The organism is Mycolicibacterium sp. 624 (assembly GCF_040548615.1).
Classification (GTDB): Bacteria; Actinomycetota; Actinomycetes; order Mycobacteriales; family Mycobacteriaceae; genus Mycobacterium.
This window is the reverse complement of record NZ_JBEPRZ010000004.1, coordinates 88,079-111,703: the sequence shown is the minus strand read 5'-3', so window position 1 is coordinate 111,703 and position 23,625 is coordinate 88,079. Positions and strand designations below refer to the sequence as shown.

The following is a 23,625-nucleotide window of genomic DNA, read 5'->3' as shown; positions in this document are numbered from 1 at the left end:
CACCGGTCGTTCCTCAGCCCAGGCCGAAAGCCCTGTCGTAGCAGTCGTATACCGCCGTCCGTGCGTAGCATCGGCGGAAGTGTTCGCGCGCGGCAGCGGCGAGTTCGGTGTTTCGGTCCATTCGCGTCAGATCGAGTAACAGGTCGGCCATCTCGTCGTTGTCGTCGGGTACTAGAACCCCCTGGTCGGCGCCGACAGCGACGCCGTCGGCGCCGATGGTCGTCGAGACGATGGGAACCCCGCGGCCGAGACCCTCGATGATCTTCAACTTGATCCCCGAGCCGAATCGCAGCGGGTTGATCAACGCTGCCGCTCGGCCCAGAAGCGCTCCCAGGTCATCGACGTAGCCCTCCAGAACCACACTGTCGCCGTGCCGTGCGACTTCATCGAGCAGACCGGGCCGCGGGTCCTTTCCGATGACGCGCAATACGGCTTGCGGCTGGGCGGATCTCACCTTGGGCCACACGTCGGTGAGGAACGCTCGGAGTCCGTCATCGTTGTGCGGCAGACTCAACAGCCCCAGGAAGACGAACTCGGGCGCACCGCGGTAGTCACGAAAGAATGTGGGCTCGTTGATAAGTGGAGGTACCGACCGCACCCGGCCGTTGGGGCTATCGGTGCGGCCACGCAGCAGTGCGGCCTCGGACTCGTTCATCAAGAGAACAGAGGAGAACTGCGCAGCGCTAGCGTCCTCGCTGGACCGTACCAGCCGCCGCTCAGCTCTCAACAGCAGCTCTTGGCTCACCTTGTTGGTCGCCAGCGGCCGCAATCGCGCCGGAACGTGGGTAGCGAAGTTCCCGAGTGGGGCGATGTCCACATCAGGAAACGTCCGCGTGGCTCGAAGCATCGATTCGTACCGCTGCGAGAACAAATCGTCGAGGTAGCAGATTTGCTGGGCCGATGCCGAGGTTTGCGCATACTGACCCATCCGGATGGTGTCGTAGATCTCCAGATCTGCCCGAACCCCGTCAAGGGTGCGGCTGATCATGGTGCCGACGGTTCGGCTACGCAACAGGGACTCCTGCAGGCTCGCACGCCCGGTCGCCGCCCTGCTCATGACATTGCCGAGGGCGGCGGCCACGCTGGGCCCGGGTATCCGGTGCAGCCGGGTGGGAAATTTGGGGGCAGGTGCACCACCGACGAGAATGTAGTGAACATTCTCGGATCCCAGCCGGTCGACCAGGTACTCGACGAAGCCGGCGAGAACGACCTTCTTCCCGGCGTCAGCCGGGTAGGGCTGTACCGCACTCAGCAGAGCGGCCGACTGTGGCACGTGGACTCCATTCGATCGGTTCTGACAGACTTGGGCGCTGCGCAGCGAAACCTGTTCTGACGCATGCCCGTTGTCAGTAGGCTCCCTCACGTTTGAGGACTGTGCGGATCGTCCGAAAGATGATGATCAGGTCCTGCACGCTAGACCAGTTGTCGACATAGGAGTGGTCGAGCCTGATTCGCTCGGCCTCCGAGACATCCGAGCGCCCGCACACCTGCCACAGGCCTGTCATACCGGGCTTGACCAAGGCCCGGCGCTGTACGAAATGCACAACCGACTCGCCCTCGCCGGGCACTAGTGGCCTCGGCCCGACGATGCTCATCGAACCACCCACGACGTTGAAGAGCTGTGGCAGCTCATCGATGCTGGTGGCCCTCAAGACACGGCCAACACGGGTGATCCGGGAGTCTGAGGCGGACTTGAAGAAGACCGTATCGCCGGACTGTGTCGCGGCACGCTCTCCGTCCTGCACCGACTCCGCACCGACCACCATCGTCCGGAACTTGAGAATTCGGAATCGCTTGCCGTGCTGACCGACTCGCTGCTGTTGGAAGAACACCGGTCCAGCACTCTCCAGCTTGATCGCGACCGCAACCGCGATCATGATCGGAATGACCGCCACCAGGACTAGGCTCGCGAAGACGAGGTCGAACATGCGTTTGCCCAGCGATGACGGCCCGTCGTAACGCGGACGGGCGATGTGGAACAGCGGCAGATTGTCGATCGGCCGCAGCTTGAGCCGGGGACCGGCGACATCGGCCATTCCGGGAACCACGATCATGTCGATGTCAAGTGAATCTAGTTGCCAGGCAAGTTTTTTCATGTTGTCTTGCCCCAGCTGCTCAACCGCGGTGACCGCTAGCGCGTCGGCGTTGGTCAGTCGCAGCGCAATCTCCACCGAATGCTGGTCACCGAGCACCGGAAGCGAGCCGCCGGGGACGGTGAGGAACTGGCCTGGCGCACCCTCGAATTCGGGAATGCAGACGCCGACCACCTGGTATCCGGCCGGCGTGGAACGCGACAGGTAGTCGCAGAGCACCGAGATCGAATCGGGCATCCCCAGCACGACGACACGCGTCATGAACTCACCGCGCGCGCGCCTCTTGCCAAGGTTGCGGCGCAGAAGGTGCCGTCCGCCAATCAGGCCCACCAGGCCGACCGGGAGCGCAATGACCAGGTAGCCGCGGGAGAACTGGGTCTGCGCGATCAGGCTGCACACCGCGACCAAGCCGAATACCCATGCGGTGGCTGACACCACCCTGCGGTACTCCTCGCTACCCACCCCCACAAGCGAGATGTCCCGGGACTGCACCACATCCAGTGCAATGAACCATGCCGCGACCAGCAGTACCGAGAGCACTGCGGCCTTGGCCGAGGCCGAATCGGCTTGTGGGCCATCCTCGGCCAACAACTCAAACCGGCCCACGTGGGCGAGCAGTACAGCGCCGATGATGGCCACGGCGTCGACGATGAGCATCCGCCGGCGGTACTGGCGTCGCCAAAGGCCGCCGTCGACGACACCCGCGCTCGCACTGCTCAGTAGTCGGCCGACCGCGCCGTCTGCCGACGCACTAAAGGGGTGCGGCACATCCGCGGGCAAATCCGCGGGCAGACCAGTGGGCAGGCCAGTGGACATCGACGATCACTGCGCTTTCTTTTGTTCCCGGTGGTGCAGTTTCAGCTAATTTTCATAAATTAACCCATGGGACAACATTGCCCTAGTGCAACTGAGCGTGATCTACGTCATAGTGCAGATTCAGTTAGTTTGCAACTACTTGCTAACAGCGGGGCCTCAGCCTCATATACTCCTGTGATGTGCGCCTATGTTCAGTGAATGAAGTTGTTTGAGATTGCCTGGAACGTACTAGCAAGATCTAGACCACCATGGGACGATGATAGGCACAGAGCGTTGTTTGCTCCCGGTGGTGCAAAATGAGCAATCAAAGGGGTTGGTCACATCACAATTGGACTGGCTCCGCGCGGACACCGAGCCGCCAACCCCCCGCAGATGCTCCGATCGGGTAGCTTGACCCTGGTGCGTGGTCGCATCGTTCCCCTCGAACAGATCACCCCGCGCCTCGTCGATGCCTGGGCGGAATTAGCGACGCGAGCGACGGAGCCCAACCCCTGCCATGAGCCAGAGTTCTTCCTCTCGGCAGTCCGACACCTCCGGGCGCCTGACTCGCTGGCGCTGGCCGTGTGCGGAGACGAGTCGCGAATCGATGCCTGTCTTCCGGTATGGCGCGGCCGCTACTGGAAGAGACTTCCGCTACAGACAATCCGCACCTGGCAGCATCCCTATGCCTTCCTTGGCGCGCCTCTGCTCGACGGCGCCGATCCTGCTGGAGCGGGCCAGGCTCTTATCACCCTGCTCGCCGATTCCCATCGGGGTGACCTGCTGGTGCTCGACGACTGCCCGGTGGGCGAAGGCCTACATTCCGGACTGGCAGTGGCCGCGCAGCGCTGTGGCACCCGTGTGCATGCCGATCGCCCCTATCAACGTGCCGCCATCCTGGACACGACCGACGCGATCGGGCTTCGCGGTAAGCATGTGAAAGACCTACGACGAATGCGCCGGCGACTGGAAGAGAAACTGGACGCCCGCCTGACCGTCGCCGACCTGAGCGCCGACACTGCCACCGTCGCTGCCTTTCTGGACCTCGAAGCCTCCGGTTGGAAGGGCGCCGGAGGCAGTGCACTCGCCTGTGCACACGAAGCGTTCTTCCGTTCGATGTGCGATGAAGCGGCGCTCGGTGAACGAATCCGGTTTCTCTCACTGCAGGCCGATGGTCGTGCCGTCGCGATGCTGTGCGTGCTGCAATCCGGTGGGCACCGGTACTGGTTCAAGACCGCCTACGACGAACGCCTTGCCACGTACTCCCCGGGTCGCCAGCTGATGATCGAAGCCACGACACTGCTCAACACACCCCCGGCTTCCGGGTTGGTCGACTCCTGCGCCGATCCCGACAATGAGACCATTAACAGAATGTGGACCGGCCGCCGCAGACTGGCGACCTTGCTTGTGCCGCTACCCGGCCGAACACGATCGCCGATCGACGCGCTCGCAGCGATGTCCACACGCCGGCACTCCTCCGGGGAGGCCGGGTGAGCCGAATCCTCGACATCGATGCCGAACAGTGGCGGATCCACCTCGACCGCGAACCGTTCCGGATTCGACACCACCTCGTCGGTAACGACTTGCTGGGCGCCGAGGCGCTGGCGCGGCTGACCGATCAGCTACCGGCAGATGCCGTCGAACACAACTTCGGAGCACTGCCCACGTTGCACTACGCCGCGCCGACGGCGAGAAGTGACGCGTCTGCCTCTGAAATCCTGCGCACACCGGGGTTTCTCGGCACCTGGATGGCGATCAAGAACATCGAACAGGCCACCCCTTACCGCGGGTTGCTTCTGGATTGCCTGGCCGATGTTCCCGACTCACAGCGCGATGGCGATACCCCGCATAACCAACAGGGATTCGTCTTCGTGTCGGCGCACCGATCGATCACACCAACGCACTACGACGCCGAGCAGAACTTCCTGCTGCAGATTCGGGGAAGCAAGGCGATCACGATCGGCGGCTGGCCGGACAGCGCTTCGCAGCAGCGCGAGATGGAACTCAAGCAACGGGGTGGACACCGCTATTTGCCGTTCCTCCCGAATGAGCCGCAGACGTTCCACCTCGAGCCTGGGGACGGGGTGTACGTTCCGCCGAACTGCCCCCACTATGTCGAGGTCTTCGACGACCCGTCGATTTCACTATCGGTGACGTTCCGCACCAACCGCAGTGACACCTTCGACAACGCAGTGTTCCTCAACGCCCGGCTCCGCAGGCTCGGACTCAGCCCCAGCCCACCCGGCACAAACGCTCGCGTCGACCAGATGAAGTCGCTGACAACGCGTGCTCTGCAACGAGCGATGCAGTGGCGGAGATGACGGACCAGTCGGCGACTCTGCAGGTGGAGCGCCTTCCCATCGGGGGTCCGGTACTCGCCGACTGGGGGCGCCTGCAGTCTCGCGGAGCGGTCCCCACCCCCTTCCTGTCCCAGCAGTGGTACTCGACGATGGCCGGGGTGGCAGGACTCGTCGAATCTGCCGAGGTGCTGGCGTGTCTGCGAGCTGGCGTGGTGGTCGGGTTGCTGCCGATCGAGGTCGTCAACACCGGCGGGCTTCGTACCCTCGGTGTCGCGGGATCGCAGTGGAGTTGCCCCGATCACCTTGATGTCGTGGCGGTTCCCGAGGATCGCCACGCGGTGGCCGGTGCGATCGCCCGCCATCTCGCAGAGCGCCGCGACTGGGATCTACTGGATCTGGCGGTGATGGCCGGGGACAGCCCCCTGCCTGCCGCGCTGCGTTCGATCATGCATCGGCCTCGATTCGTGGTTCGTGCCGACCAACCCGTGCCGATCCGGACGGCCCGGGTGGCCGACGGCGCACCCGCGCTCGGAAAGTGGGCCCGTCGACGACTACGACGGGTTCAACACATCGTCGAGAATAACTGCGGCACGGTCGAACTGGTGTCCGACCCGCACCGTGTGCCGGAACTGCTCGATGAACTGATGACTCTGCATCAGCAGCGGTTCGGGGACCGATCCGTGGTCTTCGCCACCGCCGAACGCCGCCAGTTTCACCGCGCTGCCGCCCGCTCGCTCAGCGAGAGCCGTCAGGCACACATCGCACGGCTCACGGTCGGCGGTGTCGACGCAGCACTGCTGTACATCCTGACATGGCGTTCAACGGCGTACCTGTACTGCAGCGGACTGCGCCCGAGCGTGTTGCAGTCGGCTGGCACCGCGTTGCGCGACTGGATTCTCTGCAATGGCGTCGAGAATTGCGACACGATCGACTTCCTGCGCGGCGAGCAGGAGTGGAAGGCGCTTCGCGGCGACACTGTGCTGAACGACACCCGGGTGCGCGTCGCGCGGACCACTCCCCGAGTTGCCGCTGAAGCCGTTAAGCGGTTGCTGGACAGTGACAGATCCGAGGCTCGGCTCTCGTGAGGTCGGATCTCCCGGAGCCGGCCTCGGACCTCGGCCGCACCGCCGTGAAGAGCCTGCTGTGGGCCGGCCTGGGGTTCGCCTCCACCCGCATCACCGTTTTCGTGACAACACTGTTGTTGGCAAAGCTGTTGGTTCCCGAGGATTTCGGCGTCGTTGCCGCCGCACTCGCCGTGGTCGCTTACATGGAGATCATCCTCGATCTCGGGATCGGCGCGGCGGTGATCTACGAACAGGAAGATGGGGTTACCGAACGGCTCAACAGCGCATTCACCATGGGGGTCATCGGATGTGTGGCACTGACCGTCCTCGGCTGGGTTGCGACGCCCTGGCTGGCCGCGTTCTTCCACACCCCGGGGCAGGAATCGATATACCGGGCACTGTTTCTGTTCTTGCTGCTACGCGGGGTCTCCCAGGTACACGATGCAATCCTCAAGCGGGATCTGCGTTACCGTCGGCGATCCGCGGTCGAGATCAGCCGAGGTATCGCCCGGGCGGCAGTGTCGATTCCGCTGGCTCTCACCGGCTTCGGAGCCTGGGCCATCGTCTGGGGGATACTGGCCAGTGAAGTCACCGGTTCGGTGTTGAACTGGGTACTGGTCCCGTTTCGACCCAGACTTCGTCTGGATCGCACAGTGGCAAAAGCCATGTTGCAGTTCGGCCTCGCGGTCACCGCACTGAAGGTGGTGTCCGAGATCGGCATGAACTCCGACTATCTCGTGGTCGGAAACCGCTTGGGACCCACCGAGCTGGGCTATTACAACCTTGCCTACCGGATACCCGAGATGATCTTGGGCGCCGCGTACTGGGTGTTCTCCAGCGTCGCGTTCCCGGTGTTCTCCAGAACTCACCGCCTCGATGCCAGCGATCTTGGCGAGACGATGCTCAAGGTGCTGCGCCTGTCGTGTTTGTTCGGATTCACCGTCGGCACCGTGCTGGCCTTGACATCGCGTGACGTCGTCACCAGCATTCTTGGACCCCAATGGCTCCCAGTGGTAGCACCGCTGACGATACTGAGCCTGGCGATGGCACTCGACTCAATCGGCTACGCCTCGGGAGACATCTTCCCAGCCGTGGGGCGTCCCGGCCTGCTACTGGCCATCAACCTGCCATTGACCGTCCTGCTGGTCGGCGGTTTCGTGGCCGCGTCCCCACACGGCATCGCGGCAGTCGCCACGGTGCACCTGATGTTCACCGTGCTATACGGTCCGCTGCGGCTGGTCCTGGGCTGCCGATTGGCGAAAACCTCTGTGCGAACGGGAATCTCTGCCATGCGGCCGGCACTCTGCGTAGCGGTGGGAATCGTGGCGCTGGCCCTTCCTGTCAGGCTGTTCACCGACGCGGGGCTAGGATCGCTGGCTGCAATAGTGGCTGCCAGCGTCGTCGGGGCCGCCGCAGGTCTGGTGATCGGCGGTCGAGACGCAATTCCGGAGGTGCGCACCGTTGTCCGTCATGCCCTCAGTCGGTCATGACCCGAGTTGATTCGTACACTTATCCACTGTGGTCACCGCGATGCGTCACTCACATAGGCACTCAGCATGACGAATAGAACCCGTATCGCGTACCTGGTATCCCGGTTTCCCCAAACGTCCGAAACGTTCATCGTGCGCGAACTCGATGCCCTCCGCCTGCGTGGGACGTTCGACCTGGAGCTGTACTCGCTTTTCCCCTCACCCGATACCGTCCACCACGAAGTTGCGCGGCGATGGACCGCGATGCTCCTGCGTCCCGACCTTCGGGCGGGAATCGGCGGCCTGCTGTGGGCACTGCGCCGGCGGCCACGCGCGTTACTCGACGTGGTCTCCACAGTGCTGCGCGAACACCGCCGGCGGCCGAGAATCCTGGTCCGGGCAGTCATCACCCTGGTACTGGCGTGCGCCCACGCACGGCACATCGCGGGGAATCCCGCTATCTCGCACATACACGCCCACTACGCCACCTACCCCGCACTGGCCGCGTGGGTCTGCCACCGCCTCGCCGACGTCGGATACAGCTTCACGGCCCATGCTCATGACCTCTACGTGGATGATTCGATGCTGCGGACAAAGGTCACGGATGCCCGATTCGTGGTCACGATCTCGCGTTTCAATGAGGAGATTCTGAGCGGCCTCAACGCGAGTGGCACCCCGATCAAGGTGGTCCACTGCGGAATTGACTTGTCCCGATACAGGTTCCGCGAACGCACAATTCCGCGGAGCGGCCCCGTGACCGTGCTATGCGTGGCCTCGCTGCAGGAGTACAAAGGACATCGATTTCTGCTTGAAGCGCTCGCCACGGGTGGCCCACAGACATCGCGCATCCGGCTCGACCTCATCGGGGCCGGCCATCTGGAGACCCAACTCCGCCAGCAGGCAGCCTCGCTCGGATTGACCGATCGGGTGCGATTCCTCGGCGCCCGCGACGAGGCGTACGTGGCTCAGGCCCTCGCAGATGCAGATCTTTTCGTACTTCCCAGTGTGATCGCCAGGGATGGCCAGATGGAGGGCCTACCGGTGGCGCTTATGGAAGCCCTGGCCTCCGGTGTGCCCACCGTCTCCACCGAGTTGTCGGGTATCCCGGAGATCATCGTCAACGAGGTCACCGGATTGCTCGCAGCTGCAGGCGATTCCGCGGCACTGGCCGACGCGCTGGAATCGATGATGACCGATCCTGATCTGGCGCAGCGCTGCACCCGCCGCGGTCGCAGCCTCGTCGAGCAGGAATTTGACCTGGACCGCAACGTCGGGACTTTGGCTGACCTCTTCGAGCAGTTCGTCACCGAGACCCGGTAACACCCGCCGGCGTCGACACCATCAGTCAGGTGGAGTGCGCTCCGGCAGCCCGGCACGAAAGGCAGCCGCCACCTGATCCCAGGACGCCCGATCGGCGAGCGCGCGACAGCCTTCCCGCCCCAATCCGTGCGCATAGTCCTGATCCGTGAGGAGTCGGACCACTGCAGCTGCCAGCGACACCGGGTCCTCCGGCTCGACCAGCAGGCCCGATACTCCGTCGATGACCACGGACGGTATGTCGCCCACGCGCGAAGCGACCACCGGACGGCCCAGGGTGTGGGCGAGGTGGGCAACTCCGGATTGGCTACTCCGCTTGTACGGCAGGACAACACAGCGTGCACGCGCGAAAAGGCTTGAGACCTCCGCCACCGGGATGTAGCCGGCGTGCAACTCCGCGCCGTCCAACCCGGCGACCTCATTGCGCAGCCCGTTCTCATCGACATCGGCACTGAGCGCCCCCGCTATCACGAGTTGGGCGGTGGGCACGCGGGCGCGCACCGCCGGCCATGCGGCACACAGAGTGTCGATCCCCTTGTAGTTCGTGATCGTGCCGAACACCAGCGCGACAGGTTGGGTACTCGACACCTCCGGCAGCTCGGCCCCGGCGAAGATTCCCTCGTCGCCATGCGGCATGACCCGAACCGTCGCGGTGGTCGGCCAGACCTCGGTCACTACCTGCTTCGCTGAATCACCGAGTACGTAGACAACATCGAGAACGGCATAGGCTCCCGCCAGCGCACCACGCGTCGCCGCCGAGGTCTTGTACATGCCGTCGTGCCCGGGTTGTTCGACAAGGGGTCGGGGCTCGTGGGCAACGAGCACCAATGTCGCCCTGGGCAGCAGTCGCCGAACCACCCGCACTCCCCACCCGTCAACGGGGAACCGCCACGAGGACCACGCCACGATGTCGGGCCGGGTCGCGGCCAGGTAGCCGATCAGAATCAGCCACGCCAGGGCATGCTGAACACCGCGGACCGCGCGTCGAGCCTTGCGCCACCACTCGGGTGCACCCGCCCCCGCTGTGGGATGCCAGGTCGGCAGAATACTGCGCACCCGGCATCCCGAAACGCGGGAATCCAGTTCCGGTGACGGGCCCGTGACCACGTCCACTCGGTCGCCGTCCTTGGCCAGCGCCTCGCCCAATTGCAGTGCGAACTGGAACAAGCCACCGGATGGCGGAAACTCCACCAAGACGATGCGTTTCACAACCACGCCCCATTCAGTGGGTAGCATCTCGACGGGTCGTCAGGCAGGCGCCAAGACACGGAGCTGACCCCAGGGAATGCCCGGCATATCATCGTAATCCCATCTGAAACCAGCTTTTTCGTACACCGTACCCCGTGCGCCTTGGTCATTGTGATCGAGTTCGAAGCTCATGCTCAACGGCGCCCCGGCCTTGTCCACAATGTAGGCGCCGTACTTCTGCAACGCGCGAGCCACCGCCCGCTCGCCCGGCGTCAACTCCAATTCGTCGAGCGCAATGGCGGGGTCGAGCTGGAGCCGGGCGCCCTCTGGCACACAATCGGGGCGATGTGACCCACCGTCAGTCTTCGTGGCGGGAGACCAGAAGACATCGGCGCAGGCGTTGTCGGTCTGCAGCGCCAACGCGTGTGGGATGTCACCAGCAGAGATCTCCGCCAACCGAATGACACCCCCGAGCCGGGAGGCTCCGGATGCCGTTCCGGCTCCGGTGATCCCGGCGCGCGGTGAGCTGGCACCGCCTTCGCCCCAGCCCGATCCGCCCAACGGTGTCACCGCCGCCCAACTGGTCGTCCAGCCTGCGTCATCGTGCACCGCTTGCCAGAATTCGTAGACTAGGCCCGCCGATTCGTCGATGACCACCAGCGCGCCATCCGAACCATGATGCGGGCGTGCCCCTTCGGGGATAGGCACCGAACGCCCATCGAACGCGCATGGCCCCCAAGTCGTTACGGTGCACGGCACTTCGTGGCGCGGGGTCTGTGCATTCGCGTAGTAGATGGGAATCCCGTATTCCACCAGGTTTGCATAGACGCCGTTGTCACGTGTCAGGTGCGCCACCATCGCACCGCTGTCCGGGTGGACCGAGGGATTCGCCGGTAACGGAGACCGCCAAGGACTGGCCGCGTCAAACGGCTGCGATGCCGTTCGCAGCAAGACATTCTCGGTCTCGCATCCGAGCGCTGGCCACGCGAGCAACATCAATCCGATCGCGAGCAGCACGCTGATCCGAGGAATCCTCAAACATGCGTCCACCACACTTCTCATATCGCAGTCAGCACTCCTGTTCGCCACCACGCGAACGTACGATCGTTCGCACCAACGCGATTACGTCGGGTGCCGTAAGCCTGAGCACAGCGATATAGGTGATCAACCCCACCAGGGACACAACCAGCACGACGGCGAACGCAGGCCAGACAGAGATGACCTGCATGGCGCCGAACATCGCTGCCGCCGCGACAGCGGTCGCGGGCATCGGCTTGACCACTGCCACGAGCACCAATCGCAAGGGAACATCGGCCAGTGCCCGGACGATGGCGATGCGGATACAGAAGTGCACGAATTCCAGTGCGACGAGTACCCACGCGACCATCATCAGGCTGTGCCCCGCCGCCCACCAGATCGGACCGATCATCACTGCCAGCTTGGCCACATTGATTACCGTAAGGACGGTTGGTCGGCCAATTGCCTTCAGCACATCGCCGGAGTGGAACGACGCGGAATACAGGAGGGTGTAAAGAGATATCACTGCCAGCGGCGCGGCGACTCCGCCGTATTTGTCGCCGTACAGCACCTCGACCACTGCCGGCGCTGCCACTGCGAGCGTGATGCTGATCGGAGCCGTGAGCGTGACGACCATCGTGAGCACCTGGCCGTAGTGCTCCGCCAGCGCCGGCCTGTCGTGTTGCATCCGGGACAGTGCGCTGAAGAGGACGTCGCTGATCACGACGCACAGATTCAAGACCACCAATTCTGGGACCCGATAGGCCAGCGTGTAGAGCCCCAGTTCGGTTTCACCGAGACGGGATCCGATTGCCAGGTAGTCCACGTTGTAGATCGCGTAGGCAACCAATGTCGCCGCCGTCGCAGGCAATCCGAAGCGAACCAGCGCGGCAGCCTCACGGCGATCGAATCCGCACGTCGTGGTCATCGGCTTCGCCACCCACCAATAGCCCACGCACATCACGAGTACGGCGGCGAGCTGGCCGTACACCAAACTCCAAACGCCATACCCCGACAGCGCCAGGCCAATCGTCAGCACCGTTTTCACGATCGCACCGGAGACCTCGGGGATGAGGCGTCGGCGGAAATCGAGATTACGGCGCAGCAGAGCCGACGGGACCGTGCTCAAGGCATTGAGCACCAGCGCAATGGCGAGAACCCGAATCAACGGGGTCAGCTCGGGGTTCCCCAGCACGGCGGCGCTCAGCGGCGCGGTCAGTGCCAACACCGCGCCGGCGACCACCCCGAACAGGATCGACAGGGTCAGGCCCGTTGGCGCCAACCGCCGCCAATCGGACGGGCTCTGGACCAGCGCGGCGCCGACACCCATGTCCTTGATGTAGTCGAACAGGTTGACGACCAACAACGCCAAGGCGAAGAACCCGAACTCTGCGGGTGTCAGCACTCTGGCGACGACGACCGTCATGATCAACGTCGAACTCTTGCTCAGTCCGAAGACCAGATAGTTCCACGCCGCCTGCCGGCCGGAACGAGCCACCGAGCCCGCAGAATCCGTCTCCTCAGAAACGGTCCCGGCTTGCCGAGCGGCAAGCTCCGTACCGTCCGAGGACTCCCCAGCCGCCACGGTTACTGCCCACTTTCCTCGCCGATCACGGCGCCACGGTACGGGAGTGCGGTCACGTTATGGCCGGCACTCCCGTATCGGAGTCAGGCAGCCTTGTCGCCGTCGGACTTGCCCTGCGCACCATCGCTGCTCTTCGACGTTCCGGTTCCGGGATCGCTCTTCACCGCGCCGCGCTCAGCGTCGGCCCCCGGTTGGCCCGCGCTCAGACGGTCACGAACCTGGACCCGCTTGGCTTCCCGCTCAGCCTGCTTGGCTTCGCGGTCGGCCTGCTTGGCCTCACGCTCGGCCTTCTTGGCCTCCCGTGCTTGCTTGAGCAGTGAATCCACCGATACGCCGCGGTCGTTGGCACCGATGCGGTGCCGGCCCGTGGGTGCCGGACTCTCGGTCGCCGTGTCATCGGTGGCGGACTCAGAGCCGGCAGGGTCGTTGTTCGTGTCCGACGAACCCGCTTCAGCGGGGGCTGCCACGACATCGCCCGGCGTGGGTGCCAACTCCTGCTCGGTTCCGGGATCCGCCGAAATCGCGGCTACGGGCAGTGCATTCAGCTCCGAATCGACGGCCTGCTTGTCGACGACGACCTCCTCCGCGACGACCTCCTCCGCGACGACCTCCTCCGCGACGACCTCCTCCGCGGCGGCCTTCTGCTCGACGGCCTTCTGCTCGGCGGCCCAGGAGAACGGCTTGTAGCCCCAGTCGGTGCGGGTGTTCGAGTCCGGCAGGTTAGTCGCTCCCAGGGCCTTGTTGACGGCGTCCTGGATGGTGGACGACGCGCCGAGCAACCCGTGTTCAACCTTGTCGATCAGCCCGTCAACGGACGAGAGAAGGTTGGTGTCGACGAATTTCTGCGCGGCACGGACCGCCGCCGTGACCTCGGTGCTCAGCGTCGTGGGCAGGGCCGCGACATCCGCAGGAAGACCGGCTGCGTGAAGGACGGCGGAGGCCATCTCCCCTACCGCGTTGGACAGGCTCACGATCGTGTCCGCGATGTTGGTGTTCAGATCAGAGGCGAACCGGACCGGCAGCGTGAGCAAATCGGCACCGGCGGTGACCAGTTCGTTGCCGATGTTGAACCCGCCGCCGATGAGCTGAGCCAGCGCCGTGGTGTAGGAAGCCGGATCCAACGGCTTGGCCCCGATGGTCTTCAAGGCGTCCTGCGTGGCGTAGAACGGGTACGCCAACACCCAGGCGCCGGACTTCATCACGGTCTCGAATCCACCGACACCCACATTGACGACGCTGGAGGCCAGTCCCAAGGCGGCGTTGGAGACGGCGGCGGCGGGCGCGACCACCAATCCCTGAACCGCGGCGATCACGGCATCCACGACGGCGCTGTCCGACTCTTCAGCGGCCCGGTAAAGCACGTCATTGAGCCCGTACAGGGCCCCTGGAATCTGCTCCCACAGCCCGTCCACAACGGCATTGGCCGTGTTGAGAACCGCCTGCCCGGTCCAGTCCACTGTCTGCAGCACACCCTGGCCCACCACAATCACCTGCTGCAGGGCCGAGCTGGCCAGCCCGGTGTAGCTGGACGCCGCCAACGGCTGGTTGATCAGGTTTGTGATGGCACCCAGCGCCGCGGTCAGTGAGCCGGTTATCGCGTAGCCGATGGTCTCGGCGATCTGCGCGGGAAGCATCGCGATATCGCTGTTCAGGGCGCCGACGGTGGTTATGAGCTCGTTGAAGTTGCCGACCGAGTTGGCGCTGAGCGCGCTGAGCAGTCCGCGAAGCTGCACGGAGTCAGTTGCGTTGATCAAGCCGTTCCACAGTTCGGCGTTCACGGCGTTGGCGCGCGTCAGCACGTCGACGAGCGAGTTCCCTGGAGCCAGGGACACGGCCTCGACCGTCCGCGTGACGTCGTTGAGCGTCGCTTGCAGGTTGGCGATGAGCGCCTGGACGTCCGCCGGATCGATGGCGGCGGTGAGCCGAACATTGGGCGAGGAGACGATCGGTAGCGCCCGTTCACCGCCAGGTAGCACCAATGGTGCAAACGCGAGGGTGCTGGCTGTCGTGAGCGCCATGCCGGCTGCGAACCAGGAACGTGCAGAGATCTCCATATTTGGCTACTTTTCCCATCGAGCTGTGTCCTTGTTTGTCGCAGGGACTATACAACGCCGTCAATGATTACGGCGAGCGGACTCATATGATGTTGACCAGTGACTCTTGTCTCAGGCGTGATTCGCTGTAAATGCACGCACCGGACTCTTGACATAACTAACATCACCGCCAATTGCACTTTTCGCAAAGTATCTAGACGGGCAGGCTCAAACAGTGTCATCTCTTCGTGGCGTAGCCGCCAACCCGCGGCATGGGGACGCGCAGCACCTTCGCGGAGAAACTCGACCCGGGCCTGGGCCGCGGTATTTGTGGCTGCTCGGTGCGACGGTGCCCGGAATGATCCCGCTGTCGTGGCTCCTGGTTCGCATGACCGACCTGAGCGTGTTCTGGTGGACCGGACTGGTGATCACCTTCGGGGTCATACCGCTGCTCGACCGCCTTGTCGGCTCCGACTCGGAAGACCGACCCGAGGACATCCTGGAGCGCATCGAGCACGATCGGTTCTACCGGTGGGCCACCTACTGCTATCTGCCAAATCAGTACCTGGCGTTAATATTTGCCTGCTGGCTCTGGGCCGGCGGGGGCTGGCTATCGATGACCGTCGTCGACAAGTTCGGGCTGATGGTGACGGTGGGCATCGTCGGCGGTATCGCGATCAACACCGCCCACGAGCTGAGTCATAAGCGCAGCCGCACCGAGCGGCGGTTGGCCACGCTCGCACTCGTGCAGACTGGTTACGCGCACTTCATCGTCGAGCACCAGCACGGTCACCACATTCGCGTCGCGACACCCGAGGACACGACCACTTCCCGATTGGGTGACAGCTACTACCGTTTCGTTCCTCGATCGGTGTTCGGGGGCATCCGCTTCGCGTGGACATACGAGCGGAAACGGTTGGCGCGCAGACACAAATCTTTCTACGGCGCACAGAACACGATCCTGCGGGGCTGGCTGTTGTGCCTGGCGACGGGCGTCGTGCTTGCGGCCTGGTTCGGCCCCACCGTATTGCCGTGGCTTGTCGGCCAGGCCATAGTCGGTGTCTGCGTGTTGGAGAGTGTCAACTACGTAGAGCACTACGGACTCACGCGGCGAAAGCTACCCGACGGCCGCTACGAGCGGGTGACCCCGTCGCACAGCTGGAACAGCAACGCGATCGTCACCAACGTGTTTCTCTACCACCTGCAGCGCCATTCCGATCACCACGCCAACCCGATGCGCCGCTATCAAATTCTGCGCCATCACGAACAGGCGCCGCAGCTGCCGTTCAGCTACGCCACGATGATCCTGCTCGCTCTGATACCGCCCGTGTGGCGGCGCGTGATGGACCCACGTGTCGCCGAGGTGAGCCAGTTCCCCCGAAATCCGCTGAGGGCCGAGGTGTAGGCACGGTCGAGAAAGTAGTCCGGCTTCGACAAGAAAGCTCGGTCCGCTTGCTAGGTTGACCGCGATGCTCACCGAACTCATACCGCTCGCGCTGGTCGTCGCGCTGTCGCCGCTGTCGATCATCCCCGCGGTGCTGGTGCTGCACTCGGCGAGGCCGAGGCCCACCGGCCTGGCGTTTCTTCTGGGCTGGCTGATCGGCCTAGTCGTTCTCACGACGATCTTCGTCGAGGTGTCCGGTCTCCTCGGCGGGCTCGACAAGCCGCCGAGCTGGGCGTCGTGGCTACGCGTGGTCGTCGGCTCCGCGCTCATCGCATTCGGTGTCTACCGCTGGCTGGCGCGCCACCGGTCAACGCACACACCGAAGTGGATGAGCGGCCTGACCACGATCACTCCGGCGCGCGCCCTGATCACCGCCGCTGCGCTCACCGTCGTCAACCCGAAGGTGCTGTTCATCTGTGCCGCAGCGGGTTTGGCGATCGGCGCCGAGGGGCTCGGCAGGCAGGGGGTATGGCTCGCCGAGCTGGTCTACGTCGCGGTCGCCGCATCCACGGTGGCGTTGCCGATCCTGGCGTACGCCGTCTCCGGGGATCGGCTCGATCAGCCGTTGGCGCGGCTCAAGGACTGGATGGAGCGCCAGCACGCAACCCTGGTCGCCGCCATCCTCGTGGTTATCGGTCTTCTGGTGTTGTACAAGGGCATTCACGGCATGTAGCCCTCACAGGTCCGGCAGCCCCAGCTCGTCGGCGTCGGCGGTGAGGTAGCGCGTCACGGTCGGCGCCAGCACCCTGATCACATCCTCGGCGGGCAGGGTCGCCAGGGGCGGCACCTTCATCACGTAGCGCATCAGCGCGGTGCCAACCAGGCTCGTCGCGGCGAGCATCGCCCGCAACCGCGCCTGCTCGCCGCCACCGATCACGTCCGAGACCGCGGTCAGAACGTAGGAGCGCATGAACGTCCGGAACGCCTCATTGGCATCGGAGTTCGAGGTCGCCGATGCCAGCATCGCGGCCATGCTCGACGCCGTCTCGGGCGCCTCCCAGATACGCAGATACTGCGTGACCAGGCGTTCGCCGATCGTGCCTGCATCCCCTGCCATGGCCGCCGCCAGCAGGGTGGGGTCCACGATCAGCCGCAGCGACTCCCGGAACAGATCCGCCTTGGAACCAAAGAGGTAGAGCACCATCGACGGATCGACGTGGGCATCGCGGGCAATCGCGCGCAGCGTCGTCTTGTCATAGCCGTCGCGGGCGAATCGCTCCTTCGCGGCGGCCAGGACCACGTCGCGTGATACCGGCTCGCCTTGACGCCTGCCCCTCTTCCTCGTTGTCTGCGCTGGTGAGGCCATATCCCGACGGTATCATTTCAATCTTTGTTGAATAATGGCTCACCAAAGCGAGTGAAGACTCCTGCGAAGGTCCGTGACGCCTCCGCGAGTTCGGCCACCGCGACGTATTCGTCATGGCTGTGGGCCACCGTCATAGAACCGGGGCCGTAGACGACCGTGGGAATGCCCAGTTGGTTGCGCAGGAACCGGGCGTCGGTCCCCAGGAAGAGGCCGCGCACGGGCCGGGCGGACTCGGCCGCGGACTGCACCAGACCGACGAAGGGGTGGTCAGCCTCCAACTCAGAGGCCTCCGCGAACGCCAGTGCCTCGACGGTGCACTCCACATCGGGTACCAACCGGTGCATCAGGGCGGACAGTTCAGCCAGCGCCTGCCGCTCGGATTGTCCTGGCAGCACCCGCCGGTCCACCCGCAGAATGCACGAGCTGGCAACGATATTGGGCGCGGTGCCGCCACGGATCACGCCGACATTGCAGGTCGGACTGCCCAGCAGCGGATGCGGCGTGCCGCCGAAGTCGGCTTGGTGCAGTGCACTTGCCAGCCGCGCCGCGTCGGCGACCGCAGACCGGCCCACAGCCGGATCGCTGCCGTGCGCGGCACGACCGGTCACGGTGATCTCAGCCAGTAGCACACCCCGCTCGGCGACACAGACCCGAAGCTCGCTGGGTTCCGGCACGATCGCGGCATCTGCGGCTATTCGGTCGGCCCTCATCAGAGCCTCGGTACCCCAGCGACCGCCCGTCTCCTCATCGGCCACGAGGTGAAACACCACATCGCACCGTGGCGGCTCGCCTGCGTCGAAGCAGGCCCGCATACCCTCGATGGCCGCGGCGATACCGCCCTTCATATCGCAGGCTCCGCGCCCGTATAGGAGGCCGCCGCGAAGCACACCGCCGAACGGCGGCAGCGTCCAGTCGTCCTCGACCACGGGGACGACGTCGAGGTGGCCGTTGATCAGCAGTACCGGCCGGCGCCCCGCCGCTGGGCGGCCGGCGCCCGCGACCGTTGCCAACACCGATGTGCGCCCTGGCGCCGGCTCGAAGACCTCGGTGCGAGCGCCGAGGCCGGCCAGCACGTCGGCGAGCAACGGAACGATCGCCGTCTCATCCCCTGGCGGGTTTCGGGTGTCGCACCGCACCATCGCGGCGGTCAGCTCGGCGCAGCGCGACTCGTCCACGGCCGACGCCGCCGCGCACGCGGTCGTCACAGGTAGCCCGCCACGTCATCGAGGAAACCGAGAGGTCCGATGCCCACCAGGAACTCTCGCAGTGCCGGCCGATGAGTGAACAGCTCGGCGAACTGTCCGCGCGCGCCGTCGCGGTCGCCGCTGCGAGCCATCAGCACGGCCCTCCAGAACTGTGCCTCTCGATTGTCGGGACCGAGTAGATCAGCGGCATCCGAGAGACTGGACAGCTTGTCGTGCAGCGTGTCCGGTGCGACGTTCCGATAGGGACCGATCATCAGATCCTGCGCGAAGATGACGTCGCCGATGACGTCGAACGCCCGCTGCCGGGGCAGCAGGCGGGCCAACTCGGCCACCGGGTCGGCGTGATCGTCCACCCGGATGTCGACCAGAACGTGCTGCCACGGGCGCTCGGAGCGTTGGGCGCCGAACACGGTGAGCACCGCCGACTGGGAACCCCTGATGTCTCCACCGGCGGCCTCGGCGGCCGCCATCGCAGCCAGGATCCGTTCCGCCAGTTCACCTTTGGAGTCCGCATAGGCGGACAACATGTCGTGGTACACCTGCGGACAGGCCAACATGTTGCCCTGCACCGCAACCCCGTCGCCGACCAGACCGCCCGCCGCGGGCGCGCACCGCTCGCCGGTGTACGACACCGCCAACCCCGTTGCGTCCACGACACCCAGTTGCCGGTAGGCGCTGAGCGGGTCAGCCGCCGTCACCGCGTCGACAGCCTCCCGCGCCGACAAGCCAGATCGCATGGCGTCGACTGCGTGTGGCCCGTAGTCGATGTTAACGAACGCCTGGGTCGCGACGACTCCAACGCCGCTCTCTCCCCAGCCGACCAGCCGGCCGACACCGAAGAAGTGAGACTGCGAGCCGATGCCGAGTTCGCCGGTCGAGGGGTCGCGGGCGACAATCGAGTACGTCACGGGTTCACCTGTCTTCTGCTGCGGTGTGTTGGTTGATCAGCTCGGCGACGCGCGCTGGCGCCTCGACCATCGGTAGATGCCCGATACCGTCGAGGACCACGGGGACACCTCCCGTGGCAGCCGCGATCTCCTCGGTCATCTCCGGCGGACACGTCGGGTCCGCCGTGCCGCCGACCCCGAGCACCGGTGCCTGCACCCGGCTCGCCAGATGGCGGATGTCCGCCGCGAACGCGGCCCGCAGTATCGCGGCAACGGTGGGTTCCGGGCGGCCACCCGCGGCGCTGATCGTCTCGTCCAGGCTCGGTGCGCCGCGGTACGCGGGCCCGACGACCTTGGGCACCAGGTCCGCGAAGTACCGCTGCGAACCAACCGCTGCCAGCTCGGCGACCATCTGCTCGATCGCGGCCTGCGGCACGCCTGTGCCGAGCGTCGAACCGAAGGTGGTCACGCTGTGCACTCGTTGCGGGTGTAATGCCGCCAGCGCCAGTGAGATCGAACCGCCCAGCGAGCCGCCCACCAGGTGCACGGTGTCGAGCCCAAGGGTGTCCAGCACAGCGAGCACGTCTGGGACGTAGCCCTCCTCGATGGTGAATGGGCCGCGCAGACCGGACCGACCGTGCCCACGCAGATCTAGTGCGACAACCGGTAGGTCCAGCGCAGGCATCACCTGGCGCCAGACCACGCCCGCCGTGTTGATGGGGTGCACGAGTACCACCGCGGTGCGCCCGGCATTCCCACCCGAGTGGGTGACGGCCAGCGGCCCGGACGGACCGGGAACCGTTCGGGACTCGAACACGGCGGTCATTCGGTGGCGTACTTCAGCGCATCCGCGGCGGCGGCCTCGCTGACGTGCATGTGCCAGATCCGCCAGTCCGGCGAGCCCTCGCCGTCGTCGCGGCGGTAGAACTCGGTGTTGCGGAACCTCACCACACCGGAACTCTCCAGGACACCGGAGGGTGCGGGAAGCATGATCTCGCACTCCCCCTCCGACGTGAGGAGCGCGACGTCGCCGAACACCTGCACGACCGGTGCTGCGGTGTCACCGATGCGGCTGATCTGTGCCCCAATACCGTTGAGGTTGCGCCACAACCGCGCCTTGTCCAGGGCACCGTGATAGGTGAATCCGTTGAGGTTGAACTGGAGATAGGTGTCATCACCCGACGGGAAGAAACCGAGCATCGACTCGGCGACGAGGTCCACGTTGGCGGCCAGCCAGGCGTTGTGCACCGCGAGTATCGCGGCGGAATCCGACTCAGTCATATTGGTTCCCTGTCTTCTGTGTGAAAGATCTGCGTGAGTTAGGAATTGGACAGAATTGATGCGACAGCGGCCAATGACTCCCGGCCCGATGCCTCCACGATCGGCACGACGATCACCTTGTCGGCGCCCGCGTCGAAGAGGCGGCTGAACGCCGCGGCCGCCTGCTGCGGCGTGCCGGTCACCGAGAGTGCGTCCACCCAGTGCTCGGGCATCTCGGCGAGCACCACCTCAGCCCCGCCGCGAGACAGCATGTCGGAGAGCTGCTCGTTACCGCCTATCGAACCGAGCAGCGGATTGGGCCCCGACGCGGCCAGATAGAACGCCAGCGCGGGTTTGATCTGTTCACGTGCGGCCGCGGCCTCGGCAGGGTCGCGAGTAACGTTGATGGCGCACAGCACAACGACTTCGGGCCTCTCCTGACGACCCGCCTCGGCGGCGGCCGCGTCGAGTTTGGCGCGCGTCGCAGCGACGTACTCGGGGGTGGCCAGCACGCTGACCACCAACCCGTCGGCCAGCGCCCCGGTGAGCGCGATGCCCTTGTCGCCGAGCACACCGGTGTAGATCGGCACCCTTTCGGCCGGGGGGTGGGTGAGGGTCACCTCCCCGAAGGAGTGCACGTTGCCCTCCGCGCTCACCGTCTTGCCATCGAGCAGTGCGCGCAACCCCGTCAGCGTCTCGCGCAGCGCGCTCATTGGCGACCGCACCGTCAATGCCATCTGCGCGGTCCAGGCCGGCACACCGTGTCCGACGCCGGGTGCGAAACGGCCGGGGAAGGCCCGAGCCAGCGTGGCGACCTCCATGCCGAGCAGCGCGGGGTGCCGCACCATGGAGGACACCACCGCGATGCCAACACGGATACGCTCGGTGGCGCTCAACGCGATCGCCGAGGCCGCGATACCGCCGAGGAAGAAGTAGTCCTCGGGGATCCACAGTTCGCCGAATCCGTTGGCCTCCACCCACTGCGTCAGCGACGCAATATCCTCCGGGGGCGTGGTGCTGCCCAGCAGAACTCCCAGCCGCCTGCCGTCGACCTCGGTGTTAGCGCTCAACGTTGTCATCTCCTGCTTCCTCGACGATCTCAATTGCTCCAACGGGACACGTGTCAGCCGCGCGCACAACAGCGGCGTGCAGCTCCGCTCTGGGCCGTTCGTCGAGCAGCGTCACCCAGCCCTCGGGCGTGTTTCCGAAGACCTCACCCGCCGCGCGCTGGCAGCTTCCATTGGCCATGCAGTGTTCGGATCGGACTATCAGGCGCACGATGTCAGCTCCCTACAGCGTCACTGGGCGGCTCTGCCAGCCGCGGGCCAGGATGTTGTTCGCCCGGCGGACCGCGGGTTGGTCACCACCGGTGAAGTCGGGGAAGCGTTCCAGAATCTTCTCCAGAACCACGAGCCCCTCCATGCGAGCCAGCGGTGCACCCACACAGAAGTGGATGCCGTGGCTGAACGACAGATGTTTGGAGGCATCACGGGTGATGTCGAAGACGCCCGGATCGGAGAACTGCCGCGGATCGCGGTTGGCTCCCGCGATCACCTGGAAACACATCTGACCGCTTCGTATCTGCTGACCGCCGTACTCGGCGTCGTGGACCGCCTTGCGGAAGTTGAGGTGAAACGGCGGATCGAACCGCAGCATCTCCTCGATGGCGACGGGAATCAGCGACGGGTCCTCCCGCAACTGGTGTTTGACGTCCGGGTTGTCGATCAGGATTGACATCGCGCTGCCGATCAACGACGTCGTCGTGTCGTTGCCCGCAGCAAGCAGAAGCGTGACCTGGGAGATGATCTCCTCGTCGGTCAGCAGCTCTCCGCCGTCGGCCTCAGTGGTCGCGATCAGCGTGATCAGGTCGTCCTGGGGGTCGGCCCTACGTCGGGCCACCAGGTCCGCGAGGTAGTCCATCATCTCCAGCGAGACGCGGATCGACTGGTCACGAAGCTGGCCCTGCACACCCGGGTCGAGTGTTCTGCCGTATGCCTCGGACCACTCCCGCAGCTGAGCCCACTTGTCCTTGGGCACACCGAGAATCGACGCGATCACGGCGACCGGGATGTCGGCGGCAAGATGGGGCATGACGTCCACCACCTGGCCGGGCCGATATCTGTCCAGCACCTCGTCTGCGACGTCCTCCATGGATGACCGCCACCGCTTGATCGCCGGCTTGGTGAACGCGTGCCGGAAGATGGAGCGGATCCGGGTGTGCACGGGAGGATCCTGAAATATGAACTGGCGAGAGCTGATTGAGATGAAGCGGCGGTGCTCTGCGTCATCGGGGTCATGAACTCCCGGCGCACCGTCGAAGAACGTGTCGCTGGAGAACGCCTCGTGCCGGGAGACCATGGAGCGGACGTCGTCGTAGCGACTGAGCACCCACCCGCCCAACACGTCCGACCAGTGCACTCCGGTACCGATCTCGCGCAACTGCTCATAGAGCGGGAACGGATCGGCGACACCGCCGAGAACCAGATCTCGCACTATTGCCGCAGCATCGGTGTCCTCAACCGCACTTACCACTGAAACCTCCACGACTGTGCCTGAAACCGTTCTGCCCATGCGGGTTACGTCAAGAGTCCCTCGCGACGGCGTCGACCCGCATCCGTAGAGTCCGCAGATTCGCTACGTATGTAGGGGGTGTCGACGTTGC

General features: G+C 65.0%; 21 protein-coding genes. 7 read left to right on the top strand and 14 right to left on the bottom strand.

From position 1 onward, the window contains the following. Positions 1-13: 13 nt before the first annotated feature. Together ABIA65_RS17105 and ABIA65_RS17100 are read right to left on the bottom strand one after the other, a co-directional pair. On the bottom strand, positions 14-1,273 hold the full coding sequence (locus ABIA65_RS17105) for a glycosyltransferase family 4 protein (protein WP_241401317.1): 1,260 nt from the start codon (positions 1,271-1,273) through the stop codon (positions 14-16). A 73-nt stretch (positions 1,274-1,346) separates the two neighbouring features. Further along, positions 1,347-2,909 carry a sugar transferase gene (locus tag ABIA65_RS17100; protein WP_354524295.1) on the bottom strand — a complete coding sequence of 521 codons (1,563 nt, stop codon included), beginning with the start codon at positions 2,907-2,909 and terminating at the stop codon, positions 1,347-1,349. A gap of 399 nt (positions 2,910-3,308) precedes the next feature. Between ABIA65_RS17100 and ABIA65_RS17095 the strand changes: the two genes are divergently transcribed. The 5 genes from ABIA65_RS17095 to ABIA65_RS17075 all read left to right on the top strand — a co-directional run bounded on the left by ABIA65_RS17095 (position 3,309) and on the right by ABIA65_RS17075 (position 9,041). Further along, positions 3,309-4,382, top strand: coding sequence for a GNAT family N-acetyltransferase (locus ABIA65_RS17095; protein WP_241401319.1), 1,074 nt, complete (start codon positions 3,309-3,311; stop codon positions 4,380-4,382). Beyond that, positions 4,379-5,209, top strand: a complete 831-nt coding sequence (locus ABIA65_RS17090; protein ID WP_241401320.1) for a JmjC domain-containing protein — start codon at positions 4,379-4,381, stop codon at positions 5,207-5,209. Before ABIA65_RS17095 ends, ABIA65_RS17090 begins: the two co-directional genes overlap by 4 nt. After that, the gene (locus ABIA65_RS17085; RefSeq protein ID WP_354524294.1) at positions 5,206-6,273 is read left to right on the top strand and encodes a GNAT family N-acetyltransferase; all 1,068 of its coding nucleotides are present in this window, start codon (positions 5,206-5,208) and stop codon (positions 6,271-6,273) included. The genes ABIA65_RS17090 and ABIA65_RS17085 overlap by 4 nt, the downstream gene beginning before the upstream one ends. Further along, positions 6,270-7,742 carry a lipopolysaccharide biosynthesis protein gene (locus ABIA65_RS17080; protein ID WP_241401322.1) on the top strand — a complete coding sequence of 491 codons (1,473 nt, stop codon included), beginning with the start codon at positions 6,270-6,272 and terminating at the stop codon, positions 7,740-7,742. The genes ABIA65_RS17085 and ABIA65_RS17080 overlap by 4 nt, the downstream gene beginning before the upstream one ends. 66 nt (positions 7,743-7,808) lie before the next feature. Continuing rightward, entirely contained in the window at positions 7,809-9,041 is a 1,233-nt protein-coding gene (locus ABIA65_RS17075) for a glycosyltransferase (protein WP_354524293.1), read from the top strand. A 21-nt stretch (positions 9,042-9,062) separates the two neighbouring features. Here the strand turns inward: ABIA65_RS17075 and ABIA65_RS17070 are convergent, their stop codons facing one another. The 4 genes from ABIA65_RS17070 to ABIA65_RS17055 all read right to left on the bottom strand — a co-directional run bounded on the left by ABIA65_RS17070 (position 9,063) and on the right by ABIA65_RS17055 (position 14,882). After that, entirely contained in the window at positions 9,063-10,247 is a 1,185-nt protein-coding gene (locus ABIA65_RS17070) for a glycosyltransferase family 4 protein (protein WP_354524292.1), read from the bottom strand. A 39-nt stretch (positions 10,248-10,286) separates the two neighbouring features. Next, complete coding sequence (locus ABIA65_RS17065) at positions 10,287-11,243, bottom strand: hypothetical protein (protein ID WP_354524291.1); 957 nt, start codon at positions 11,241-11,243, stop codon at positions 10,287-10,289. A gap of 52 nt (positions 11,244-11,295) precedes the next feature. Beyond that, entirely contained in the window at positions 11,296-12,741 is a 1,446-nt protein-coding gene (locus ABIA65_RS17060) for a lipopolysaccharide biosynthesis protein (RefSeq protein WP_354524290.1), read from the bottom strand. A 170-nt stretch (positions 12,742-12,911) separates the two neighbouring features. After that, positions 12,912-14,882, bottom strand: coding sequence for a hypothetical protein (locus ABIA65_RS17055; protein ID WP_354524289.1), 1,971 nt, complete (start codon positions 14,880-14,882; stop codon positions 12,912-12,914). A 367-nt stretch (positions 14,883-15,249) separates the two neighbouring features. On the opposite strand from ABIA65_RS17055, the gene ABIA65_RS17050 reads away from it, so the two are divergent. Next, on the top strand, positions 15,250-16,266 hold the full coding sequence (locus tag ABIA65_RS17050) for an alkane 1-monooxygenase (protein ID WP_354524288.1): 1,017 nt from the start codon (positions 15,250-15,252) through the stop codon (positions 16,264-16,266). 64 nt (positions 16,267-16,330) lie between these two features. Further along, on the top strand, positions 16,331-16,978 hold the full coding sequence (locus ABIA65_RS17045) for a GAP family protein (RefSeq protein WP_241401328.1): 648 nt from the start codon (positions 16,331-16,333) through the stop codon (positions 16,976-16,978). Between the two features lie 3 nt (positions 16,979-16,981). Here the strand turns inward: ABIA65_RS17045 and ABIA65_RS17040 are convergent, their stop codons facing one another. From ABIA65_RS17040 to ABIA65_RS17005, 8 genes are read right to left on the bottom strand one after another with little or no spacing between them, the layout of a single operon-like run. Beyond that, entirely contained in the window at positions 16,982-17,611 is a 630-nt protein-coding gene (locus tag ABIA65_RS17040) for a TetR/AcrR family transcriptional regulator (RefSeq protein ID WP_354524287.1), read from the bottom strand. 17 nt (positions 17,612-17,628) lie between these two features. Next, a complete protein-coding gene (locus tag ABIA65_RS17035; protein ID WP_354524286.1) occupies positions 17,629-18,816 on the bottom strand; it encodes a M20 family metallopeptidase in 1,188 nt (395 codons plus the stop codon). Then, a complete protein-coding gene (locus tag ABIA65_RS17030; RefSeq protein ID WP_354524285.1) occupies positions 18,813-19,724 on the bottom strand; it encodes a DUF1028 domain-containing protein in 912 nt (303 codons plus the stop codon). Before ABIA65_RS17030 ends, ABIA65_RS17035 begins: the two co-directional genes overlap by 4 nt. A 4-nt stretch (positions 19,725-19,728) precedes the next feature. Further along, entirely contained in the window at positions 19,729-20,529 is an 801-nt protein-coding gene (locus tag ABIA65_RS17025; protein ID WP_354524284.1) for an alpha/beta fold hydrolase, read from the bottom strand. Continuing rightward, positions 20,526-20,984: a nuclear transport factor 2 family protein gene (locus ABIA65_RS17020; protein WP_354524283.1), complete on the bottom strand. Its 459-nt coding sequence runs from the start codon at positions 20,982-20,984 to the stop codon at positions 20,526-20,528. The genes ABIA65_RS17025 and ABIA65_RS17020 overlap by 4 nt, the downstream gene beginning before the upstream one ends. A gap of 38 nt (positions 20,985-21,022) precedes the next feature. Beyond that, on the bottom strand, positions 21,023-22,042 hold the full coding sequence (locus tag ABIA65_RS17015) for an LLM class flavin-dependent oxidoreductase (RefSeq protein ID WP_354524282.1): 1,020 nt from the start codon (positions 22,040-22,042) through the stop codon (positions 21,023-21,025). After that, positions 22,023-22,241 carry a ferredoxin gene (locus ABIA65_RS17010; RefSeq protein WP_241401335.1) on the bottom strand — a complete coding sequence of 73 codons (219 nt, stop codon included), beginning with the start codon at positions 22,239-22,241 and terminating at the stop codon, positions 22,023-22,025. Before ABIA65_RS17010 ends, ABIA65_RS17015 begins: the two co-directional genes overlap by 20 nt. Before the next feature lie 12 nt (positions 22,242-22,253). Then, on the bottom strand, positions 22,254-23,495 hold the full coding sequence (locus tag ABIA65_RS17005; RefSeq protein WP_241401336.1) for a cytochrome P450: 1,242 nt from the start codon (positions 23,493-23,495) through the stop codon (positions 22,254-22,256). Positions 23,496-23,625 lie beyond the last annotated feature (130 nt).